Origin of the sequence: Haoranjiania flava (genome assembly GCF_025631005.1) — a bacterium.
In the GTDB taxonomy this organism is placed as follows: Bacteria; Bacteroidota; Bacteroidia; order Chitinophagales; family Chitinophagaceae; genus Haoranjiania; species Haoranjiania flava.
Map to the genome: position 1 here is coordinate 1 of NZ_JAOTPL010000027.1, position 23,415 is coordinate 23,415.

General features: G+C 42.0%; 20 protein-coding genes. 13 read left to right on the top strand and 7 right to left on the bottom strand.

Annotated features, from left to right (window positions below; translation table 11 throughout):
• Positions 1-61: 61 nt before the first annotated feature.
• Positions 62-526 carry an SRPBCC family protein gene (locus tag OD355_RS12815; RefSeq protein ID WP_263038888.1) on the bottom strand — a complete coding sequence of 155 codons (465 nt, stop codon included), beginning with the start codon at positions 524-526 and terminating at the stop codon, positions 62-64.
• Positions 527-674: 148 nt separating this feature from the next.
• Between OD355_RS12815 and OD355_RS12820 the strand changes: the two genes are divergently transcribed.
• The 6 genes from OD355_RS12820 to OD355_RS12845 all read left to right on the top strand — a co-directional run bounded on the left by OD355_RS12820 (position 675) and on the right by OD355_RS12845 (position 6,421).
• Positions 675-2,357 (top strand): M23 family metallopeptidase, encoded by a 1,683-nt coding sequence (locus OD355_RS12820; RefSeq protein ID WP_263038889.1) that lies wholly within the window; start codon positions 675-677, stop codon positions 2,355-2,357.
• Between the two features lie 3 nt (positions 2,358-2,360).
• Positions 2,361-2,834, top strand: coding sequence for a thioredoxin-dependent thiol peroxidase (bcp, locus tag OD355_RS12825; RefSeq protein ID WP_263038890.1), 474 nt, complete (start codon positions 2,361-2,363; stop codon positions 2,832-2,834).
• 214 nt (positions 2,835-3,048) lie between these two features.
• Positions 3,049-3,534 (top strand): nucleotidyltransferase, encoded by a 486-nt coding sequence (locus OD355_RS12830; protein WP_263038891.1) that lies wholly within the window; start codon positions 3,049-3,051, stop codon positions 3,532-3,534.
• 85 nt (positions 3,535-3,619) lie between these two features.
• Complete coding sequence (locus tag OD355_RS12835; RefSeq protein WP_263038892.1) at positions 3,620-4,342, top strand: YebC/PmpR family DNA-binding transcriptional regulator; 723 nt, start codon at positions 3,620-3,622, stop codon at positions 4,340-4,342.
• A 225-nt stretch (positions 4,343-4,567) separates the two neighbouring features.
• Complete coding sequence (locus tag OD355_RS12840) at positions 4,568-5,878, top strand: prolipoprotein diacylglyceryl transferase (protein ID WP_263038893.1); 1,311 nt, start codon at positions 4,568-4,570, stop codon at positions 5,876-5,878.
• A gap of 105 nt (positions 5,879-5,983) precedes the next feature.
• Positions 5,984-6,421: a hypothetical protein gene (locus OD355_RS12845; RefSeq protein WP_263038894.1), complete on the top strand. Its 438-nt coding sequence runs from the start codon at positions 5,984-5,986 to the stop codon at positions 6,419-6,421.
• Positions 6,422-6,539: 118 nt separating this feature from the next.
• On the opposite strand, the gene pncB is transcribed toward OD355_RS12845, so the two are convergent.
• From pncB to OD355_RS12860, 3 genes are all read right to left on the bottom strand, one after another.
• Positions 6,540-7,721 (bottom strand): nicotinate phosphoribosyltransferase, encoded by a 1,182-nt coding sequence (pncB, locus tag OD355_RS12850; protein ID WP_263038895.1) that lies wholly within the window; start codon positions 7,719-7,721, stop codon positions 6,540-6,542.
• A gap of 85 nt (positions 7,722-7,806) precedes the next feature.
• The gene (locus tag OD355_RS12855) at positions 7,807-8,202 is read right to left on the bottom strand and encodes an SET domain-containing protein (protein ID WP_263038896.1); all 396 of its coding nucleotides are present in this window, start codon (positions 8,200-8,202) and stop codon (positions 7,807-7,809) included.
• A 46-nt stretch (positions 8,203-8,248) separates the two neighbouring features.
• The gene (locus tag OD355_RS12860; RefSeq protein ID WP_263038897.1) at positions 8,249-10,456 is read right to left on the bottom strand and encodes a hypothetical protein; all 2,208 of its coding nucleotides are present in this window, start codon (positions 10,454-10,456) and stop codon (positions 8,249-8,251) included.
• Between the two features lie 154 nt (positions 10,457-10,610).
• Between OD355_RS12860 and OD355_RS12865 the strand changes: the two genes are divergently transcribed.
• The 4 genes from OD355_RS12865 to galK all read left to right on the top strand — a co-directional run bounded on the left by OD355_RS12865 (position 10,611) and on the right by galK (position 15,158).
• A complete protein-coding gene (locus OD355_RS12865; protein ID WP_263038898.1) occupies positions 10,611-11,297 on the top strand; it encodes a response regulator in 687 nt (228 codons plus the stop codon).
• A 26-nt stretch (positions 11,298-11,323) separates the two neighbouring features.
• Positions 11,324-12,361, top strand: coding sequence for a sensor histidine kinase (locus OD355_RS12870; RefSeq protein WP_263038899.1), 1,038 nt, complete (start codon positions 11,324-11,326; stop codon positions 12,359-12,361).
• A gap of 164 nt (positions 12,362-12,525) precedes the next feature.
• The gene (locus tag OD355_RS12875) at positions 12,526-13,860 is read left to right on the top strand and encodes an MFS transporter (protein ID WP_263038900.1); all 1,335 of its coding nucleotides are present in this window, start codon (positions 12,526-12,528) and stop codon (positions 13,858-13,860) included.
• A 143-nt stretch (positions 13,861-14,003) separates the two neighbouring features.
• Positions 14,004-15,158, top strand: coding sequence for a galactokinase (gene galK / locus OD355_RS12880; RefSeq protein ID WP_263038901.1), 1,155 nt, complete (start codon positions 14,004-14,006; stop codon positions 15,156-15,158).
• Between the two features lie 87 nt (positions 15,159-15,245).
• Here the strand turns inward: galK and OD355_RS12885 are convergent, their stop codons facing one another.
• Both OD355_RS12885 and OD355_RS12890 read right to left on the bottom strand, forming a co-directional pair.
• Positions 15,246-16,325 (bottom strand): glycoside hydrolase family 18 protein, encoded by a 1,080-nt coding sequence (locus OD355_RS12885; protein WP_263038902.1) that lies wholly within the window; start codon positions 16,323-16,325, stop codon positions 15,246-15,248.
• 138 nt (positions 16,326-16,463) lie between these two features.
• Positions 16,464-17,069, bottom strand: a complete 606-nt coding sequence (locus tag OD355_RS12890) for a 3-keto-disaccharide hydrolase (RefSeq protein WP_263038903.1) — start codon at positions 17,067-17,069, stop codon at positions 16,464-16,466.
• Positions 17,070-17,824: 755 nt separating this feature from the next.
• On the opposite strand from OD355_RS12890, the gene OD355_RS12895 reads away from it, so the two are divergent.
• A complete protein-coding gene (locus OD355_RS12895) occupies positions 17,825-18,799 on the top strand; it encodes a ribonucleotide-diphosphate reductase subunit beta (RefSeq protein WP_263038904.1) in 975 nt (324 codons plus the stop codon).
• Positions 18,800-18,868: 69 nt separating this feature from the next.
• Complete coding sequence (locus tag OD355_RS12900; RefSeq protein WP_263038905.1) at positions 18,869-20,581, top strand: ribonucleoside-diphosphate reductase subunit alpha; 1,713 nt, start codon at positions 18,869-18,871, stop codon at positions 20,579-20,581.
• Between the two features lie 56 nt (positions 20,582-20,637).
• Here the strand turns inward: OD355_RS12900 and OD355_RS12905 are convergent, their stop codons facing one another.
• A complete protein-coding gene (locus OD355_RS12905; protein ID WP_263038906.1) occupies positions 20,638-20,808 on the bottom strand; it encodes a hypothetical protein in 171 nt (56 codons plus the stop codon).
• 265 nt (positions 20,809-21,073) lie between these two features.
• Between OD355_RS12905 and dcp the strand changes: the two genes are divergently transcribed.
• Positions 21,074-23,218 carry a peptidyl-dipeptidase Dcp gene (gene dcp, locus OD355_RS12910; RefSeq protein WP_263038907.1) on the top strand — a complete coding sequence of 715 codons (2,145 nt, stop codon included), beginning with the start codon at positions 21,074-21,076 and terminating at the stop codon, positions 23,216-23,218.
• Positions 23,219-23,415 lie beyond the last annotated feature (197 nt).

Here is a 23,415-nt window from a genome sequence, read left to right on the forward strand (position 1 = left end):
CACGGTTGGTATAGATTCCTAATCTTTATGGTTATTTCATACTGTTAATTTTAAATAGTTGTTATCTGTTAGTACAATAATCTATAAATGCATTGATAATAAAATCCCATCCTTCGGAGGAGTTCATCAGCTCGTAATACCTGTGATATTTTTCTCCGTGATTTTCAAAATTCCTGTGGATGAGTTGCAGTTGCGATGTGCTGCCATCTATATCTGAAAAACGTATTTCTACCTGGCTGCATTTTTCAGGATCCGGCTGCGGCGCCCTTCCCGGGTCGATCTGCCATAGAAATAATATTTTCTCTCCCTCCACGGTTTCAAGCACGCGGCCCCAATCGCACTGAAAATCATACGGGCCAAATTCCGTGCATTTGCCATTTACTTTATTATCTATTTTCATCAATACCAGTTTATCTTTAGACCAGGTATAATTCTTAGGCCACCAGACGCTGATCTGCTCAATAAATTTATAATAAGCAGTTGCTGCCGGCAGGGGCACCTCAGTTAGTTTTATAACAGCGCTCATAGTTTGTATTTTTAAATAAATTTACCTCAAAAAATCGGTAGCACAAAGTTTCGCGCGCATCATACATGGTATTTTGCAAAACGTTAATAAACTTTACTACCAATGCCTTATCGTATTGGTTATATTTGCAACTAACCTATGTACGAATATGAAGAAAGTATTTTGGTGTTTATTTTTACTGTTTTCAGTTTCCGGCATTTTTGCACAGAATTACCCGCAGAATTACTTCCGCTACCCGATGGATATACCTGTTTCGCTATCAGCTAACTTTGGCGAACTGCGCACTAACCACTACCATATGGGATTGGATATGCGCACCCAGCAAAGAGAAAATATCAGAATACTTGCAGCAGCAGACGGATACATCAGCAGGGTATTTGTATCACACACAGGATATGGCAATATGCTGATGATTAAACATCCCAACGGTTACGAAACACTATACGGCCATCTGAATGACTTTTATCCCGAGCTGATGGAGTATGTGCGTGAAAAGCAATACAAAGACAACAGCTGGGCACAGGATTTTACTTTGCCTGCTAAATTATTTTCCGTAAAAAAAGGACAGTTTATAGCTTTCAGCGGCAATACCGGCGGCTCCGCCGGACCACATCTGCATTTTGAGATCCGTGACATTAACACCGGGCACGGGCTAAACCCCATGCTTTTCGGCATGGGCATTTCCGATAATTTAAAGCCAATGCTATATGGCTTGTATTATTACGACAGAAGATACAGTACTTATGAATCTGCGGCTGTAAGCATTCCGGTATCCGGCACTTCAGGCACAGTATCCGGTGGCACAACAAAAGTAGGCACACCCAAAGTAAGCTTTGGCTATGCGGGCGAAGACAAAACCTCGCCTTCTTCTTTTAAATTCGGCATATACAAAGCAGTGCTGTTTGTAGATGACCGTGAAGTGATAAGTTCTACTTTGAACAATATACCTTTTGATCAGCAGCGCTATATGAATGCAGGCATTGATTATAAAAAGAAATTACAGGGCGGGCCCTATGTACAGCACCTGAGCAGGCTTCCGGGCAACCTCCTGGATATTTTCAGCGGAGATTCAGACGGCATTATTGACCTCGGTGATGGCAAACCGCATAAGATCACTATTCACCTGGAAGATACCAAAGGCAACAGAACCGTTGTGAACTTTACCATGCAATACGACCCTGCTTTACAGAAAGAACAAACATTCCCCAAATATTTAGTTACCGTACAACCGGGCAAGCCTGGCAGGCTTAATACGCCGACAGCCGAATTTATTCACTCGCAGTATGCCTTTTACGACTACTTTAATTTTAATATGCAGGAAATAACTTCTACAGCGCCCAACCAGGTTTCATCTACCATCAAGCTTGACAATTATTATATTCCCATACACGATGAGTATTCTATCGCCATTAAGGCAAATGATTTGTCCAACAAAGAGAGGGTGGTAATGCAGCTTACCAGCGGCACATTCAAAGCATTGTATAAAGGACTTTGGGATAAGGATATTATGGTAGGCCACTTCAACAGGCTGGGAAATGTAAGCCTGATAAAAGATCTGTCCAGCCCCGTGATCTCCCCGGGAAATATTAAGGAAGGCATGAGCGTGAAGAACGGGTCTGTACTAAGAGTGAGTGTTTCTGACAACCTCGGTACCGTAAAGAGTTTTTCAGGGAAAGCTGATGGACAGTGGCTTTTATTTGAAAGAAAGGGAAACACTTTCACTTATAAAGTGGATAAGTACATGCCTGCCGGCAAAAGTAAGCTGGTACTTACAGCCGAAGATGTGGCAGGTAATATTACCACCCGTGAATTTACCATCAATAAAAATTAAATTATGAGTACATTGCAACCGGGCGACCAGATGCCTGATTTCAAAGGCGTTGACCAGGATCAGCACGTAATTTCTTCCAAAGATTTCAGGGGTAAAAAACTGATCATTTATTTCTATCCCAAAGACAATACTCCGGGATGCACTGCGCAGGCGTGCAACCTAAGGGATAATTATGAAATACTGATGGAGGAAGGCTTTGCAGTATTAGGCATAAGTGCAGACAGCGTAAAAAGTCACAAAAAATTCGAAGAAAAATTTGACCTGCCATTCCCGCTGATAGCCGATGAAGATAAAGTGATCCTGAACGCATTCGGCGTATGGGGGCCTAAAAAATTTATGGGCAAAAACTTTGACGGCATACACAGAACCACATTCCTGGTAGATGAGCAGGGTATTATACGCCATATCATACAAAAGCCCGACACCAAACATCATACAGAGGAAATCCTGGAGTTGTGGGAGCAGGGATCTAAATAAAAAATTCATTAAATTGCAATATGCCAAACGATAAGAAGTCATTTTTAAAAACATTTTCAAGCATCGAAGAAGCTGAACAGTACCGACGTGCCCAACGCCTCCAGATGTCCCATTGGGAAAGGTTTCAGTTGTTTTGCAAACTTATGCGGATCAGTTTGATGCTGAAATCAGCTAAAGTAGTTAAGAAAGAAATAAACAAATAGAATTACAATTTATGGATGTTTTCGATGAAGATTTGCTTACCATGTGGAGTGCATTTAACAAGAACAATGTACAATATATTATGATAGGCGGCTTTGCGGTTAATATGCACGGTTTTGCCCGCACTACTGAGGACGTTGATATTTGGCTAAACGACACGAAAGTTAATCGCAAACATTTAAGAAAAGCTTTTAGTGTGCTCGGTTATGGTGATTATGAGCTTTTAGAAACATTAGACTTTATACCTGGTTTCACTCAATTTTATGTTGGTAACGGACTATGCCTTGATATGCTCACATCAATGAAAGGCTTGACCGAATCTACTTTTGAAGAATGCCTGGACAGGGCAATTATGGCTGATTTAAATGGAATTCTTGTTCCCTTTTTACACGTCAGTGACCTCATCAAAAACAAAAAAGCAACAGCCAGGCCTAAAGATATAATTGATGTGGCTGAACTAGAAAAAATAGCTGCAAACAACATCAATAACGACAAATAATAGTGCTGGATATGATACCGTTACTATACTGCAATTTTAAAGAATCATTTTTTACAACTACATTTGCCCCACAAAAATTTAATTCATGGGAAGAATATTTGAAGTAAGAAAAGCCACCATGTTTGCCCGCTGGGACAGAATGGCCAAGCAGTTTACACGCATTGGTAAAGAAATAAATATAGCTGTAAAAGCCGGCGGCGGCGACCCCGACAATAACCCGGCACTGAGGCGCTGCATGCAAAATGCCAAGAGTGTCAATATGCCGAAAGACAGGGTGGAAGCGGCTATCAAAAAAGCATTAGGAAAAGATACGGAGAATTACGACGAGGTTTTATACGAAGGTTATGCTCCGCATGGAGTTGCTATCTTAGTAGAGACTGCTACGGATAACCCAACCCGTACTGTCGCCAATGTGCGCTCTCATTTCAATAAAGGCGGCGGCTCTATGGGCACAAACGGCAGCGTAAGCTTCCAGTTTAAAAAAATGGGCGTATTTAAATTAAATCCTGAGGGTTTAAACATTGAAGAGCTTGAGCTGGAACTTATTGACGCCGGGCTGGAAGAAATGGGCGAAAGCATCGACGAGCATGATAACCAGGTAATAGTTTTACGTTGTGCATTTACAGATTTCGGCAACCTGCAAAAAGCCCTGGAAGATAAAAACATCACACCCATCAGCTCCGAACTTGAGTGGATACCAACGGTAACCGTGCCTGTAAACGATGAACAGGCAGAAGAGATCAGCAAACTGATTGACCGCCTGGAGCAGGACGACGATGTAAACAAGGTTTTTCACAACATGCAGTAAACACCTGCATAATTCTAAAATATTATTATTAAATAAGAATTATTTTTGCCAATAAAATATTTACCCATATTTTTACTAATAATTTTTTTTCATGTTGGTTGTTTTTAGGGTTATAGTTCCTTCATTTCCATGAGGGAACTTTTCGTTTACCGCAGATAAAAAATTAAAACATTGTTGCAAAATTTGATTGTTTTTATCTAATATTGCCAAAAATCTAAAACTGTTATGTATCCTAATCTTTACTACTTTTTCAAAGATGTTTTTCATATAGATTTCCGGCCATTGATGGTAGTGAACTCCTTCGGTTTCTTTGTGGCGCTGGCGTTCATTTTCGGCGCGTGGCTGTTGCTGAAAGAGCTGAAAAGAAAACAGGAGCTTGGCTATTTTACTTTTACGGAGAAGACAGTGATGGTGGGCAGCCCCGCTAAAACATCCGATCTGATCACAAATTTTCTCATCGGCTTTATTTTCGGATATAAAATACTGGGTGTGTTCTTCAGCAATGAAGGTTTGCAAGACCCACAGGCGTATATTTTTTCTTCGCAGGGCAACTGGCTGGCAGGTACCGGGCTGGGGTTGTTGTTCCTGTACTTTAAGTGGAAGGAAAAAAATAAAGTAAGGCTTGCCAAGCCAGAGCAGCGTAAGATCCGCATATGGCCATCCGACAGGGTGGGCGATATTGTAATCATTGCTGCTGTAGCCGGCTTCCTGGGCGCTAAAATCTTTGATAACCTGGAGCATTGGGATACATTTATACAAGACCCGGTAGGCAATCTTTTTTCAGCAAGCGGGCTTACTTTCTATGGCGGCCTTATCCTGGCCATCATAGCTTTATGGGTTTATTTCAGAAAAAATAAAATGTCTTTCATCAACGTAGCCGACGCTGCAGCTCCGGCGCTGATGCTTTCCTACGGGCTCGGAAGATTGGGCTGCCAGGTATCCGGCGATGGCGACTGGGGTATTATCAACAGCGCTTACATCAGCCAGCCTGATGGCTCTGTGCTTCGTGCAACTCCGGAGCAGTTCAATGCTGCTGCCGAGACTTACAAAAATGTTACTGAACAATTCGGCATTGTAGGCGAAATACAACATGCTGCCTACGCTTTGCCTTCCTGGCTACCCGACTGGATGGCAGCATATACTTTTCCGCACAACGTGAATAAAGAAGGCATACCGTTGGCAAATTGTACATGGAATGATTTCTGCAATTACCTGCCGCTGCCGGTTTTCCCCACTTCTTTTTATGAAGTGCTGATGTGTTGCCTGATATTGTTTCCCCTGTTGTGGTTTTTACGTAAAAAAATATTTACTCCCGGCAAATTGTTCGGCATTTACCTGATCTTTAATGGCGTGGAGCGATTTTTAATTGAGAAGATAAGGGTAAATACCAAGTACGATATTTTCGGCTGGCATCCTTCGCAGGCAGAGCTGATCTCACTGGGAATGATCACCGCCGGTGTTGTGTTGGTACTGAATGCCAGGAAGTGGTTTAAAAAAGCAGCTCCCGAAAGAATATCTTTAAGCAAAAAAGGATAGCATTCTTTTCCATAAGGCTTATACAGCTATCAGTTAATGGCAATTTTTACTCCTCAATAAAGAAAAAAATAATCGGAAGAGTCGGAAATTTTCAATGTAGCAAGTTTGCATTCCATAAAATCATTTCCAAATGAAGAAAAATATATTATTTCTGATCATTGTTTTTTTACCTTACAGTATTCCTTTGCCCAATCAACAGAGAATATTATTGATAAAAAATTAGTAGGCAGCTGGAAGGGTTACGAAAAAGATAACCAGGTAGTAGGCATGGAGAAATATTGGATCCAGCACAGGTTTGAAGATGGCAGCTTTATTATTTTATTTACAGCTATAGCAGACTGTGAAGTAATGACAACTGTTGAAAAAGGAAAATGGTGGGTTAAAGACGGGCTTTTTTATGAATTACATTTAAATTCTAATAAAACAGATATCTACTCGTATGAATTGTTGAATGATGCAACACAGGTGAAATTTAAAGCAAAAACTTTATCCGTTGATCATGAAAACCAGGCATATGAGTTTATTGATACCAAGGTGGAATAATTTTAAGTGACCCTAAAGATTAGGAATGTATACCAACCTGGAATGACCCTAAAGAATTAAGGTTGGTTATTCCATGTGCGAAACAGGAAAAATTAAAAATATACATATACAATTAGTTTTACTCCACACCCAAAATATCCTTTGCCAGTTGAATCATTTTCGGGTCGCCGGTGTGTTTGCCTTTCTCATCAGAAAGCTTTACGGTGGATATCCATTCATCCCTGTGAAAAGAGGCTTCTGTAAGTTTCATTACAATGTTCATTGCCCGCAAACCTGTATCGTTGGTAAGGTTGGTGCCGATGCCGAATGATAAGCCTATCTTTCCCCGGCAGGCTTCTGCTATCTGCTTTACACGATCTGAATTCAGGCCATCTGAAAAAATTATGTGTTTGGATTTGGGATCTATGCCCAGGCTTTTATAATGCGCCATCACATCGTGGAAGAAATCAATGGGATCGCCGCTGTCGTGGCGTACACCATCAAACAGTTTGGCTAATTTTTTATCGAACTGGCTAAAGAAAACCTTATTGGTATACGTATCTGCCAGCGCAATACCCAGGTCGCCGCGGTACACGTCTGCCCAGTGTTCCAGGCTTATGGCATTGGCAATTTTAAAACCGTATTTTGCCGCATGAAACATAAACCATTCATGGGCATGTGTGCCTATAGGCTTATGGCCGTACTTCATGGCTAAGTGTACATTGCTTGAGCCTACAAAGCTCTTGCCTCCGTGCTGGATCAGGGTGTTCACAACCAGGTTCTGCACTTCGTAAGAGTGCCTGCGCCGTGTGCCGAACTCAGCCACTTTAGCATCCTCGTCTTTATAAACTTTTATTTTCTCCAGCGTATTTTTCACGATCCAGTCATCATCATTCCTGTGCGCACCGGTTTCAACATAAAATAATTCACTGATGAGTGATAAAATCGGCACTTCCCATAAGATGGCGCTAAACCAGTAACCTTCTACCGTTACCTCCAGCGCTGTTCCTGCCTGCCTTACGGTAACTTCAGTGGGATCATACCTGTAACCTTTCAGGAATTCTAGGTATGCCGCATTGAGATAGGGACATGTATTTTTAAACCAGGCAAACTCTTCTTCCGTAAGTTTTAAAGCGCTCATAGCATCAATAGCTTCGCGCAGTTGCTCACCAAAACCTTCGGGGAACTCATGCCTGCCTCTGTTTATGAAGGTGTACCTGGCTCTGTCATCGGGAAATAACTTTATAGCAGCACACTGCATGGTGAATTTATAAAAGTCATTATCCAGTATAGAGCTGAGACGTACAATTTTATTACTCATAAAGCATGGTTTAATTGGTTTTCACCCGCATGTAACGGCCGCTATAGATATACCGGGCTGAAACAGAGCGTACATATTGCTTGCACTATCCGCATTCTTTTTCTATCAGCTCATCGAACCATACCGGTGTTTTATCGTCCGGCACGGCGTTGTAATTGATAAACAGTTCCTGGCCTTTTTTTACAGGGCGTATGGTGCGTATGGTCATGGTATTGGCATCATAGTCCATTTCATACTCACAGTTTGCGTCGTAACTATGGTTGTACATAGATACATAGCCGAGGGCCAGTGCAGCCTTCTTCAGGTTTTTACCCCATTCAAAAATGTAGTGGTAGAGCTTTGTTTTTTCAACAGTTTTACGTTCTTTTTTCGTCAGCTCAAGCACCGGCGAAACTTCTACAACAGTTCCGGATTTAATATTTTCGGTAGTAAAAACTCCTCTTCCTTTATTGCCGGATTCTGCAACGACTAAGTAAGGCATTATCATACAACAAATCTATATAAATAAATATTACGCTTAAAAAAAATTATTGTGTGCCTTGCTGGTCTCTCTCTTCCATACCTTTAAATGCCATAAGGAATACGGCGCCTAAGTTCTGGTAAGGTGGTACATAATCATTCATTTGCGAATTGCCTTTGTGTTTTTCGCGGAATGTCTGCCACATGTTTATCCAGTCCAGGTCTTTTCCTGCCTGTAAAGATTGTACAATACTTGTGATCAGAGATATATTAAGAGCACCGGTACCTGTTTGTTTGGTAGAGATGATCTGCGTGCCGGGGGCTTTCTCCAATACTTCATTGAGGCTCTGGAAGCCGCCACAACTGCCCAGCAGCACTACCTTTGAAGATGGCGCCAGCTGATCAATGGTTGAATTGAGGTGATAACTGTGCCCGCGATGTATTACAATTTTCGGTTCAATGTTGTTGGCAGCAAAGTAATCTGCCAGTTGTGCCTGGGCTTCCTGGTCCATACCATCGCCCTCCACCTTGTACAAAGGCTTATTGGTATAAATGGTAATAGGCGTGCCTTTCGGAGAGCTTATCTCTGACCAGTATTTGTTGTCTTTCACCTTCCAGCCCATGTTAGCAAAAGTATTTACGTAAGGCGGGTAAAACATTTTACCATCACTATCGCCATAGAAAAATTGTTGTATCACTACGCGGCCGGAGCTGTCCTGCAGATTTTTAAGGTTCATGGAGTAAACAGGGTCAATGCCTAAAGTTTTGGTGAGGTCAATAGACTGGTCGTCCATGGAAAGAAACAAGGTATTCATTATATCATATATCCTGAAAGCCTTGATGTTGCGTTCCTGCTTTGCCTGTGCCCTGTTGGCTTGTACTTCCGTAAGCACCAGGTTCTTGATCTGTGGGTCAGAAATGCTGGAATAGGAGCTTGCCACATCTACTGCATCCTGCAGGCTGTCCTTACCTTTTGCTTTATCCAGGTTCCTCACAAATGCTTTCATGATCAGTTGCGCATCGTCAGGCTTCATAGAATTCAGAAAATGGTTGAGCGTGTTGTAGTTGGCAGACATTTTTATAAACTTCCTGTAATGATCAGCGGAAACACTTTGTATCAGTTCCGTTCCGTTGATCTTATTTTTAAATATCTGGTAATACAACCCGTCGTTTGTACCATTCACAAAGCTGGATGTATAGATCACCTCTTCATTCATCACGATGAGATAATACAGTTCCTGCGGCGTAAGGTTACGAATAGATGCAAAGCGTGTTGCGGCAGGTTTTTCATGCAAACCGTTCACTACATTGATATAGGTTTTTTCACCAACTTCTTTTATTTTTTGTTCAAGCAGGCTTCTGCCGTAAACATTTGTACCGCTGACCTCGCGGCCTGCATAGTCCAGGTTGGTTTTTACCAGCAAAGAATAATAGGCTTTCGGATTGGAGATCACTTTATCGATCTCATCCATTGTTATACTGTTGCGGTAAAGATTATCCAGAAAAGGTATGTATTGCCTTCCCTGTTTGGTACGCGCTATCTGCCCGATCATTTTTACCAACGGGTCGCTTGCATCATTTACAATAAACCTTCCCACCTTAGACCCGCCCGGAACCCAGTTGTAGAGCGCATCCTGGTCTATTTTGGCCACTGCGCTCAGCAGGCTGTCCTTTCTCGGGTATTTATCAAAATGTTTGTTTAAAAGGCCCAAACCTGTGATAGGGTTTTTCTCTACCGCTTTATCGATCAATAGAAATTCCATATCATTAAAACCAACATTTCCCTGGAAAGCAAAGTTTTTTTCTATGATAGCCACCACTTCGTATGATTTTGCCCGCAACACCGGCTCAATGCTTTCTCCTTCAATATCCTGCAACATGGCATCTTCATAGGCATCAACCAGCTGTGTAAGCATGGAGCCTTTTATTTTTTTATTGCGAAATTGTATGGCAAATTCATTCAACGCTTCTTTAAGGCCGCGCAGATATTTGATCTTCTGCATACTGTTCAGATCACCGTTGCGTAGTATGGTTTTCTGAATATTGTCTATGCCCTTGGTGGCAGACCTGTTAGACACCCTGTTGATGTCCGCATTGGGCGAAGGGAAGAACCCTTTGTCATTGCGGTTGCCATCCAAATCCCATATCAGTTTTTGTACGGCGTCTATCTGGTTTTGCCAGGTATCTGTTGGGTCGAAAGCTTTATACTGGGCGTGGACTGCGCCGTTTAATGTGGCTAAAAATAAAATAGTGACTACTGATTTTTTTAATATCATAACTGGGTAAAACTACATTTTTATAAGTTTCAAATCCTGATCCTCAAGCATAATTAACAAAAACTCTACCAAATTACACTTAACAATTAGATAATATAGACTTGCGTTTTATCTTAAAGGTTAATATTATTTTTGTGTAAATTCTTCAGGGGAAATGGAAAACAAAGCATACAGGATATTAATTGCAGATGATGAGCCGGATATACTTGAGATTTTAAGCTACAATCTGGCAAAAGAGGGGTACGAAATTATTCAGGCAAAAGACGGGAATGAAGCGATTGAAAAAGCCAAGCTTGTACAGCCCGACCTGATGATCCTCGATATTTTAATGCCTTACAAAAGCGGGATGGAAGTATGCCAGATATTAAGGTTACAGCCCGAATTTAAAGATACACTTATTATATTCCTTACCGCACTCAATGATGAGGCTATCCATATCCGCGGACTTGAAAACGGAGCCGATGACTACATCAATAAACCCATTAGCCCGAAAGTAGTTACCAGCCGGGTGAACGCACTCTTCAGGAGAATAAAAAAATCTACCGAAGAAGATAAGGCGCTGGCTGTAGGCAATGTAATTATTGACCCCATAAAATTTTCTGTGAAAGTAAGCGGGGAAGAGGTAATGCTGGCAAAAAAAGAATTTGAACTGCTCTACCTGCTTGCATCCCAGCCCGGAAGAGTATTTTTAAGAAACGAGATACTTAATAAAGTATGGGGCGCCGATGTGATCGTAGGCGACCGCACCATTGATGTACACATCAGGAAGATCAGGCAGAAAATGAACCTTGACTGCATAACCACTGTAAAAGGAGTGGGCTATAAGTTTGAGTTTGATTAATCTGATGTTTTTACGTACATTTGATTGTGTTTAAAAATTTATCCCCCAATCAATTGTCCGTACTTAGTGCGGCGCTTATTGCATTTTTTTCTGCAATAGGCTTCCAGTTGCTCCAGAAGAATATTGTTTATACGCTGATAGCGTTTGCCATCCTGTTTCTGATCAGCTATGTGATCATCATGTCCTTGTTTAAAAGGGTGATTTTCCAGAAGATAAAGCTTATCTATAAGCTCATCTATACTACCAAGGCCAGCAAGCGTGAAGAAATTTTTTACCGCTATGTATTGCCGCAAAAAAGCATTGAGGAAACCGAGGCAGAAGTAAAACGCTGGGCAGAACAGCGCAACACGGAGATAGAATCGCTGCGCTCCATGGAAATCTACCGCCGCGAATTCCTGCAAAATTTTTCACATGAGATCAAAACGCCGATCTTCGCCATCCAGGGATATGTGGATATTTTGCTAAACGGTGAAATAGAAGATCCGGAGACCAGCAAAAAGTTCCTGATCAATGCTAATAAGAACATCGAGCGCATGGTATTACTGATGAATGATATTGACGAAATATCACGTTTAGAATCCGGCACCCAGAAATTAAATTATTCCAACTTCATTATCCAGGACCTGATCCGGGAAGTGTTCGAAAGTTTTGCCTTTCAAACTACAGAAAAGAAAGTGCGCTGCTCTATTAAAAAGAATTGCGAATCGCCCGTTGCCGTGCATGCAGATAAAGAAAAGATCCGGCAGGTGCTGAATAACCTGGTGACCAACGCCATTAAATACGGTAAAGAAGAGAGCACCATCCTGGCTGGCATCTACCGCACAGACGATCAGCATATTCTTATAGAAATTACAGACGATGGCCCGGGCATTAGCGAAGAGCACCTGCCACGGATATTCGAACGTTTTTACAGGACCGACCGTGCAAGAACCCGCGACAAAGGCGGCACAGGCCTGGGGCTTTCTATCTGCAAGCACATCATAGAAGCACACGGACAAACCATACATGCCAGAAGCAAAGTAGATGTAGGCACCACCGTGGGATTTACGCTCGCAGCAAAATAAATGATATTGCTCATCTTCTGAAATGAACTATATCAGCTTGTTCCAGGCATTTTCATGCACACACGCAAACGTTTTATTTTTTTGTTGAACTTTTAAGTGTTTGATTAAAAAACTCCTTAAATTTGGTAATTAATATATTTAATCACAAATCAACAATTTAAAAAATGTCGACAACTACAAGTACAGAGAAGAAAAGTTATGTTCTTCCTATTGCGATGATGTTTGCCTTATTCTTTATGATATCATTCGTGACAGGCCTGCAAAACCCCATGGGTGTTATTGTCAAGAACCAGTTTGGAGCATCCAATTTCATGTCACAACTGGGCAATCTTGCAAACTTTATTGCTTATGCGTTTATGGGTATTCCTTCAGGTATATTGCTTCAGAGGATTGGCTATAAAAAAACAGCTTTGTTGGCGGTTGCAGTTGGTTTTATCGGCGTAGGCATTACGTTCTTATCCGGTACCATGGGCAACTTCGGCATTTATCTTACGGGAGCTTTTATCTCAGGTTTTTCCATGTGCATGCTTAATGCAGTTGTTAATCCTATGCTGAATACGCTTGGCGGCGGCGGCAACAAGGGTAACCAGTTAATCCAGTTCGGCGGGTCGATCAATTCTATTGGTGCAACTATTGTACCTGTATTGGTTGGATATCTCATTGGAGATATTGCCCAGGCAAACATTACTGATGCTAACCCGGCTTTATTCCTGGCCATGGGTATTTTTGCTCTGGCTTTCATAGTATTGGGCCTCGTTAAAATCCCCGAGCCTTTTGTAATATCTAAAGAAAAAGTAGCGGTAAAAGATAAGTACAGCCCCTGGTCTTTCCGTCATTTTGTTTTAGGCGCCATAGCTATTTTTATATATGTAGGCGTGGAAGTGGGTATACCAAACATAGCCAATTTATTTATGACCAGCGCACAAACCGATGGAGGGCTTGGCATCAATACCACAGTGGCCGGCTCCGTTGTAGGTACCTACTGGTTTTTAATGCTTATCGGCCGCCTTACAGGTGCAGCTTTAGGTGCAAAGATTTCCAGTAAAGCCATGCTTACGGTGGTGTCTTTGTTAGGCATCATCCTGGTATTGGCTGCTATATTTACACCGGCTACAAATATGGTTAGCATGCCTGTGTTCCAGTCTGATATTTCATTTGGCATTGCACAGGTTCCATTAAGCATTATGCTGCTGATCTTATGCGGATTATGTACTTCCATTATGTGGGGCGGCATTTTTAACCTTGCGGTAGAAGGTCTTGGAAAATATACTTCTGCGGCCTCAGGTATTTTCATGATGATGGTTTGCGGTGGTGGTATCCTGCCGGCCATACAGGGTGCAGTAGCAGATTCTACAACTTATATGACCAGCTTCTGGGTTATTGTTGCCGGCTTGGCGTTCCTGCTTTATTATGCATTGATCGGTTCCAGGAATGTAAACACGGAAATCCCCGTAAATACAGCATCAGAATCAGTACCTGCAGAAGAGCCGCTTGCTTAATTCTATAAGGGGCTATAAAAAAGAATCACAGAAACTTTGATCAATTCCGGCGGTAAGCAGCAAACTGACGCTTGCCGGCGGTACTCCTAAAAATACACCTGCCACAGGGCACATAAGGTGTTTTAACAGAAAACAAAAAATATATGATGAATTTACAAACAGTCAGAAAATATTTCAAAGAGCATTTCAACGGGGAGGGCAGCGTGTATGCATCTCCCGGAAGAGTAAATCTTATTGGTGAACACACGGATTACAACGGCAGCTTTGTATTCCCGGGCGCCATTGATAAAGGCATGATTGCTGAGATCAGGAAAAACGGCACAGATAAAGTAAGAGCCTATGCCATAGACCTGGATGAAAGCGCAGAATTTGGCTTAAATGAAGAAGATGTTCCCGCACAGCAATGGGCCAAATACATTTTTGGCGTGTGCCGCGAAATACAAAAACGCGGCGGCCAACTGGAAGGCTTTGATACAGCTTTTGCTGGCGATGTACCGCTTGGTGCAGGCATGTCCTCTTCTGCCGCCCTGGAAAGTACGTATGCTTTTGCTTTGAATGATATGTTTAACCTGGGTATTGATAAATTTGAGCTTGCCCGTATCGGTCAATCTACAGAACACAACTATGTAGGTGTAAAATGCGGCATCATGGATCAGTTTGCTTCTATCTTTGGTAAAGCGGGCCATCTCATTCGCCTGGACACCAAAAGCATGGAATACGATTATTTCCCCTTTGATCCTAAAGGCTATAAGCTGGTTCTTTTAGATACTGTTGTAAAACACGAGCTGGCATCTTCTGCCTACAACAAGCGCCGCGAATCCTGCGAAACTGCAGCCAGAACCATTCATGACAATGGCAACCCCGAAGTTGAATTTTTGCGCGACGCAACCATAGAGCAACTGGATGCGGTAAAAGATAAGATATCTGAAGAAGACTACATGCGCGCCAAATATGTGATTGAAGAAACACAGCGAGTTTACGATGTTTCCGAAGCGCTTGAAAAAGGCGACTACGAGACCGTTGGCGACAGGATGTACAAAACCCATGACGGCATGAGCCGCTTGTACGAAGTAAGCTGCGAAGAGCTTGACTTCTTAAACGAAGAGGCTAAAAAGCACGGCGTTACCGGTTCACGCGTAATGGGCGGCGGCTTTGGCGGCTGCACCATTAACCTGGTGAAAGAAGAACTCTACGACAGCTTTATTGAAGAAGCTAAAAAATCTTTTAAAGAAAAGTATGGCCACGAACCAAAAGTATACGACGTAGTCATCAGCGACGGCGCAAGAAAAGTAGAATAAAATATACTATACAAAAAGACCGGCTTGATCATTCAGGCCGGTCTTTTTATTGGGTGATGATGATGTATTAATGTAACTTTTGTAACTTTAATTCAACTTAACAGCTTCATACAAACCGCCCTTTGGCAGATCCGTAGGCAGTTCCCAGAACATAAATCCGCCCAGCTTATGCTTTTTAATGTATGCGCATTTTTCACGAACAGAAGCCTTGGTTTCCCCGGTTACGAAAATCTTTTTGGCAGGATTGTACCAGTAAGCAGCTTTGGCTACATTATCCCAATACTGTGTGTAGCCGTTGGTTTTTGTATACTTGTTTACACCAACCCTGTAGTCTACAAAATCAAGGAACTTTGCCGGTTGGTACAAGCCGTTGTTTTTGGCTGGCACATTCTCAAACTCGCGCATGTAAAAACCCGCGCCCAGCATTAATTTTTTCAACGGGAATTTGATCTTCTTAAAAAATTTGATCGTGTTATCGGCAGATTCTTCGCCGGCCCGGGTTGCATACAGGTTGGTATGATGGCCTGTGGTTGTTGAGTAGCCATGCACCAGGTCGTAAGTCATCAGGTTTACAAAATCCAGGTAAGGTTCTACTTCATGCCAGGCAATGGAAGCATCCAGGAACTTCTGAAACCCGCCGGCAGCAAAGGTTATGAGCTTTTCCTTTCCCAATGTTTTACGCAGTTCTTTTACCAGGTTGGTAAAGTTGTCTTTGTCTTCGGGGATGTACTGGTGGCCGGGATGTCCGGCTATGGCCGGGTATTCCCAGTCAAGGTCTATGCCGTCGAGCTCGTATTTATTCAGGAAATCTTTTACAGACAATGCGAATTTTTTGGTGAGTTCCTGATCGTTAAAAGTCTGGGAGCAGAACTCGCAGCCACCCCAGCCGCCTAAAGCTATCATGGTTTTAAGGCCCGGATGCTGCTTTTTTATTTTTTGAAAAGCCAGGAGGGCGGGAGCGTCCTTAGGTTTGGTGATGACCATATTGCCGTTGTCCACATGGCTGAAACCGTAGATGAGGTGTGTGAGTTTTTTTACATCGTACTTATGTAGCATAGCGCTGTCGCCTGAAAAATAACCGATAACTTTGTATGGTTTTGTTTTCTGTGCAAATGAAAATGTGGTTATGGCCAGCAATGCCAACATGGTAAAAATTGATCGCAACATAATTATAAATTGTTTTAAACTTTGATTTCTTTGTATTGGGGCAATAAATCCGCTGCGATATGCGCATAGGAGTCTTGTCAATCACCAATTGTAATTGCGGGAACTAAATTAATCAAAAAATGTGAAAGAGAATGATGCTTACAGCTTCGTCAGCAGAAAATCTTTCCAGCGCACTTTAATGCCGCCGCCATCATGTATCTGCAGAGCTATAAAGCCGTTGGCATTGCCGATTTTTTCATCTTTAAAATAAACCATCTGGTGGCCGTTCAACCAGGTAGTAACTTCATCATTTACCACGCGTATGCGTAAGGTGTTCCATTCGCCCGGCTTCAGGTGCTGCTCATCCTCAGCCCTGGGTTTTATCAACCATCCGCGGCCGTAAGATTCATAAATGCCACCTGTATGCAGGTTCATGGGCGCCACTTCTACCTGCCAGCCGCTGATCTTTACGCCTTCAATCGATGACCTGAAAAATACGCCGCTGTTGCCATTGGCTTCCTGTTTAAATTTTACACTAAAATCAAAATTTTTATACTGCTCATTGGTAGATAAATAACCGTATTGCTTGTCAGGCCCGCTTTCGCAAACCAGTTCACCATTGTCTACGTACCATTTTTCCGTGCCATGTATAGTCCAGCCGGTCAGGTCCTTGCCGTTGAAGAGCGATACGGATTCTTTGGTTTTCAGGGCTGCGCAGGATGCCAGCATTACTACTGTACTTAAAAGAAAGGTAAGTTTTTTCATGTGTATATTTTCATTTTTCTTAATGGTCACATGGAATAGCCTTTATTCATTCGCGGTTGGTATGCAACCTTGCTTATGGCTATTTCATGTGTGTATATTTATTTGTTTTTTCAGTTGCCACATGGAATAACCATTTTTTTAGATTCAATACTCATCCTCGGTTGGTAAAGATTCCTAATCTTTATGGTTATTTCATCTATGTATATATTTATTGTTTTTCTTGTCACATGGATAGCTTATTTATTAACAGCTGGTACGCAACTTTGTTGATGGCTGTTTCATCTATGTGTATTTTATTTTTAATTAATGCATCCCGAAAGTTACCCGGGTATTTGCCTGTTTGCCCTCCTAAGGCGATATTGCATTGTGTATTATCCAGTTTACGTTAGCCAAGTGCATTATATGCTATGAATGGTTTACAATAATGCATGTTTTTAATTTTCAAAAAATAAATATACGCAATAAAGCATTTCAATGCACGCAAAGGGTTTCTCAAAACAACTTTTTTATAAGAAAACACCATACACGGTATTAAAGCGTCATTAATAAGTAAATAAATTATGCATAATTACCTCATTTTAGGTTTTACTAATGGCAACAGAAAAACTATTCACACCTGTTAAAAAGTAATATGGGCGCTCTTAAAAACTTTTTCTAAACTTGCACCTGAAGAGTTTGCAACCTTACTGACATTTCCGACCAGAACTTTTCTCAGGCAACCGAATTATTTTTTACTATAAAATAAAAATAACATTATGGGTATTTTTGATAAACGCATCAGCTACAAACCTTTTGAATATCCGGAGGTGCTTACTTTTACAGAAGCCATCAACAAATCTTTCTGGGTACATTCAGAGGTAGACTTTACTGCCGACGTGCAGGATTTTAATTCACAACTTACGCCGGCAGAGCAAAATGCTATTAAAAACAGCCTGCTTGCCATTGCGCAGATTGAAGTAGCTGTAAAGACCTTCTGGGGCAACCTGTATTCACACATTCCCAAACCTGAATTCAACGGCTTGGGCGCCACCTTTGCAGAGTGTGAATTTCGCCATTCAGAGGCCTATTCAAGGCTGCTGGAAGTGCTCGGCTACAACCAGGAATTTGAAAAGCTGGTAGAAGTGCCGGTGATCCGCAGGAGAATTGATTATTTATCTGATGTACTTAAAAACGCCAACAGCCAGACCCACAGCGAGTACGTTTCTTCACTCATCATGTTCAGCATATTGATTGAAAATGTATCCCTGTTCAGCCAGTTTGCCACCATACTTTCGTTCACACGTTTTAAAGGCTACATGAAAAATGTATCCAACATCATTGCATGGACTTCTGTTGACGAACAACTGCACGCAAATGCAGGCATCTACATCATTAACAAGATCCGCGAAGAGCAACCCGACCTGATTGATGAAACAGGCATCCAGAGGATTTACAACCTCGTGAGAGCATCTGTCGACCTGGAAAAAGAGATCCTTGACTGGATCTTTGAGAAAGGAGAGATCGACAATATCTCCAAGGAGAACCTGCTCAATTTTATGAAATACAGAACAGATGACAGCCTGGTAAAAATCGGTCTGAAACCGTTATATAATGTGGCAGATGGCGACTACCGCCCGATGCGCTGGTTTGAAGAAGAGGTTTTTGCCAACAGCCTGGACGATTTCTTTGCCAAACGCCCGGTAGATTATACAAAACACGACAAGAGTATTACGGCAAACGACTTGTTCTAATAAAATTTGCACAAGAACATATAATTGAATGTAGATCAATATAATTAATAAAAATAAAAATATTATACAATGGTATTGCAACTTGGAAATGAAACCGCTGTGCTGGAAGATTTCGGGGAAAAAACAGCAGAAGAAAATCCCGAAATATGGTGGCTCAATGAAGAGTCATCACAAATGCTCAACAGGGGATACCTGCTCAAGGGCGAAACTGTTTACGGAGCCATAGACAGGATCACTACGGCTGCCTGCAAAAGATTGTTTAAGCCCGAGCTGAAAGAAGCTTTCAAAGAAATGATCTACAAAGGCTGGATCAGTTTCTCCTCACCGGTGTGGGCAAATATGGGTACCCAGAGAGGACTGCCGATTTCCTGCTTCAACGTGCATATACCTGACGATATTGAAGGCATTACCCAAAAGCTGGGTGAGGTGATCATGCAGACCAAAATCGGCGGCGGCACCTCCGGCTATTTCGGTTCTTTGAGAGAAAGAGGATCTGCCGTTACAGACAACGGAAAATCTTCAGGCGCAGTTTCTTTTATGAAATTGTTCGATGCTGCCATGGACACCATTTCACAAGGTGGCGTAAGAAGAGGCGCTTTTGCAGCTTACCTGGATATAGATCATCCGGATATTCACGAGTTTTTGCAGATCAAAGATATAGGCAATCCCATCCAGAATTTATTCTTTGCCGTGTGTGTGCCCGACTACTGGATGCAGGATATGATCGATGGCGATATGCAGAAAAGACAAACCTGGGCCAAAGTACTGGAATCAAGGCAACAAAAGGGTTTGCCGTACATTTTCTTTACAGATAATGTCAACAGGAACAAGCCGCAGGTTTACAAAGACCTGAACTATACGGTGCATGCATCAAACCTGTGCTCCGAGATCATGCTGCCATCATCTAACGATGAAAGTTTTATTTGCTGCCTTTCTTCCATGAACCTGGAATTGTATGATGAATGGAAAGATACCAATGCCGTGAAACTGGCTATTTATTTTCTTGATGCGGTATTGTCTGAATTTATTGAAAAGACTACAGGCAATTATTACCTTACGCCGGCAAGAAACTTCGCTATGCGCCACAGGGCGCTTGGGCTGGGCGTTTTAGGCTACCATTCTTATTTGCAGAAAAACATGATACCGTTTGAATCAATGAATGCAAAAATGTTCAACGCCAAGGTATTTAAGCAACTAAGAGATCAGTCGCAGGAAGCATCACGCGAACTGGCAGATATCTACGGTGAGCCTGAATTGCTGAAAGGCTACGGCATCAGGAATACCACTACGCTTGCCGTAGCGCCAACCACTTCCAGCTCGGCTATACTGGGGCAGGTGTCGCCGGGTATTGAGCCGTTCGCCTCCAACTATTATAAGGCAGGCCTGGCAAAGGGCAATTTTATGCGTAAAAATAAATACCTGGAAAAACTGTTGATAGAAAAAGGCATCAACAATGAAGATACCTGGAGGACCATCATGCTCAACCACGGCTCTGTGCAACACATTCCACAGCTGAATGAAGAAGAAAAGAATGTGTTTAAAACCTTCAAGGAAATCAGCCCGAGAGAGATCATAACACAGGCAGCGCAACGCCAGCAGTTTATAGACCAGGCACAAAGCCTGAATATAAATATTCCTTCCACCATGCCTATCAAAGACGTAAATAACGTGATCATAGAAGCGTGGAAGCTGGGCGTAAAAACATTGTACTATCAGCGCAGCCAATCGGTATCCAAGGAGCTGATGGTAAATTTTGTGAATTGCTCAAGCTGTGAAGCTTAAAAAAGGATGTAAGCCAAATACACATAAACAAGGGCTGTTTCCGTGCGGAGGCAGCCTTATTCCTTGCTCAGGCCATCGGCATTTCTATCATTACCCGGCGTCTCAGTGTTGCCGGCATCTTTTTTCTTTTTTCCGCCGGTAACTATAAAAAGAACAATCCCCAAGGGAACAATGATCATGACGGCTGCTACGACAATGAGGATCATTTCAGTAAAGCCAATTGCCATAAATTAGTTTTTTAAAGTGGACGATATACCAAATTTAAAAACTAAAAATATACAAATCATTATTTTAGAGTATTATTTTTTAGGATATCTGATTGCAAATTACAGATTACAAATTATAAATTGCAGATTACAGATTACAAATTACAAATTACAGTGCAGCTTTATCAATGCTCAATTTCAATTATCAATTGTCAACTATCAATTGTCAATTAAATTTAATCCTTAACTTTACGCACAACTATTTTCTCACATTAAACAATTGTAAATGAAGCGACTTTCATTCGTAATTCTTGTTTTTATGACCTTAACCAATATTTCCTGTAATTCAGGCGAACAGGGCAGTGGCAGAGATTCTGTCAATGTAAACTTTACTTCTGCCAATCCTTTTTACAAAGAAAGCACACTGCCATATAAGACTGTTGCTTTCGATAAAATCAAAGACAGTGATTTCAAACCCGCTATGCTCGAAGGCATGAAGCAGCAAATGGCAGAAATAGACAGCATCGCCAACAATGCCGAACCTGCAACATTTGAAAATACACTGGTGGCAATGGAAAAAAGCGGCAGGCTGCTTTCCCGCACCAACAGTGCATTCTATGCATTGGCCAGCGCCAACACAAACGACCATATCAAGGCATTGCAACAGGAGATGGCCCCGAAGCTCTCACAGCACAGGGATGCCATTTACCTCAATGAAAAATTATTTCAAAGAGTAGATACTATTTACAAACAGTTGAATACATTGAAGCTCGACGATGAATCAAAGAAGCTGGTAGAATATTATTACAATGAATTTAAAATGGCAGGCGCAGCCCTTGATGCGGACAAGAAAAAACAAATGATGGCTTTGAATGAAGAAGAAGCCACTCTTACCACTAAATTCCGCAACCAACTGATGGATGCCGGTAAAGCCGGCGCATTGATCATAGAAGACAAGAAATTATTGGAAGGTTTATCTCAGGCTGAAATGGATGCAGCGGAAGAAGAGGCTAAAGGCAGGGACTTGTCTGGCAAATGGCTGTTGTCTTTAAGAAATACGGTTCAGCAACCAATGCTGCAATCGCTAAAAAACAGGGAGACCAGGCAAAAACTCTTTGAAGCCTCTGTAACCCGTACTGAAAAGGGCGATGCCAATGATACACGTAAAACTTTGACGCGGATTGCAAAGATCCGTGCAGATAAAGCCAGGCTCATGGGCTATAAAAACTATGCAGAATGGAAGTTGCAGGACCAGATGGCTAAAACGCCGGAGGCAGTGCAGCAATTTTTAGGCAAACTGGTGCCTGCTGCTTTAGCGAAAGCAAAAGGTGAGCTGAAGGATATACAGAACATGATAGCCAAAGAAAAAGACACGTTTACAGCACAGGCATGGGACTGGGACTATTATGCCGAAAAAGTAAGAAAAGAAAAATTTGACCTGGATGAAAGCCTGATAAAACCATACTTTGAGATCAACAAGGTTTTGGAGAACGGCGTTTTTTATACTGCCACAAAATTGTATGGCATTACCTTTAAAGAAAGAAAAGACATTCCTGTATACCACAAAGATGTAAGAGTTTTTGAAGTGTTCGACAAAGATTCAACAGAGCTTGCGCTGTTCTATTTCGATCCGTATAAAAGAGATAATAAATCCGGCGGCGCATGGATGGGAAATTTTGTAGAGCAATCTAAACTTTTAGGTCAGAAACCGGTTATTTACAACGTCTGCAACTTTACCAAGCCCGCCGACGGCCAGCCGGCGCTGACCAGTTTTGATGATGTTACTACCATGTTTCATGAGTTTGGCCATGCTACGCACGGCCTATTTGCCAACCAGACATACCCAAGCTTATCAGGAACGAATGTAGCGCGCGATTTTGTGGAATTGCCTTCGCAAATCAATGAGCACTGGGCCTTGTACCCCGAAGTGTTGAAAAACTATGCCATACACTACCAGACAGGCGAACCTATGTCTGAAGAGCTGATCACCAAAATAAAAAATGCAGCAACTTTTAACCAGGGATATATGCTCACTGAGTTTTTAGCAGCAGCGCAACTTGATATGCAATGGCACTCTTTAAGTGCAGATCTGCCTGAACAGGACGCAAAGCAGTTTGAAAGAGAAGCACTGGAAAGAACAAAACTGTATGTGCAGCAAATTCCTCCACGCTATACTTCATCCATATTCCAGCATGTGTTCGGTGGGGGCTATGCAGCAGGCTACTATGCTTACAGTTGGGCTGAAATGCTCGATAATGATGCCTTTGCGTGGTTTGAAGAAAACGGCGGCCTGAAGCCTGAGAACGGCCAGCGTTTCAGAGACATGATCTTATCCATAGGCAATACCAAAGATTACAACCAGGCGTTCAGGGCATTCCGGGGAAAAGACCCAGACATTAAACCTATGCTCAGGAAGAGAGGCATGAATTAGTATTTAATGCCATCAACAAGCATAACCTGCAGATAATATAAAAACATCTGTGGGTTATTTATTTTTTGCGTTATTTTGTACCAACATTACAAATACCCTTTATACATCATACTATGCAAAGAAGAGATTTTTTCAGGAACGGTTCGTTGGCGTTCTTAGGCACTGCGCTTATTAATCCCGGCATTGGTCAAACAGCG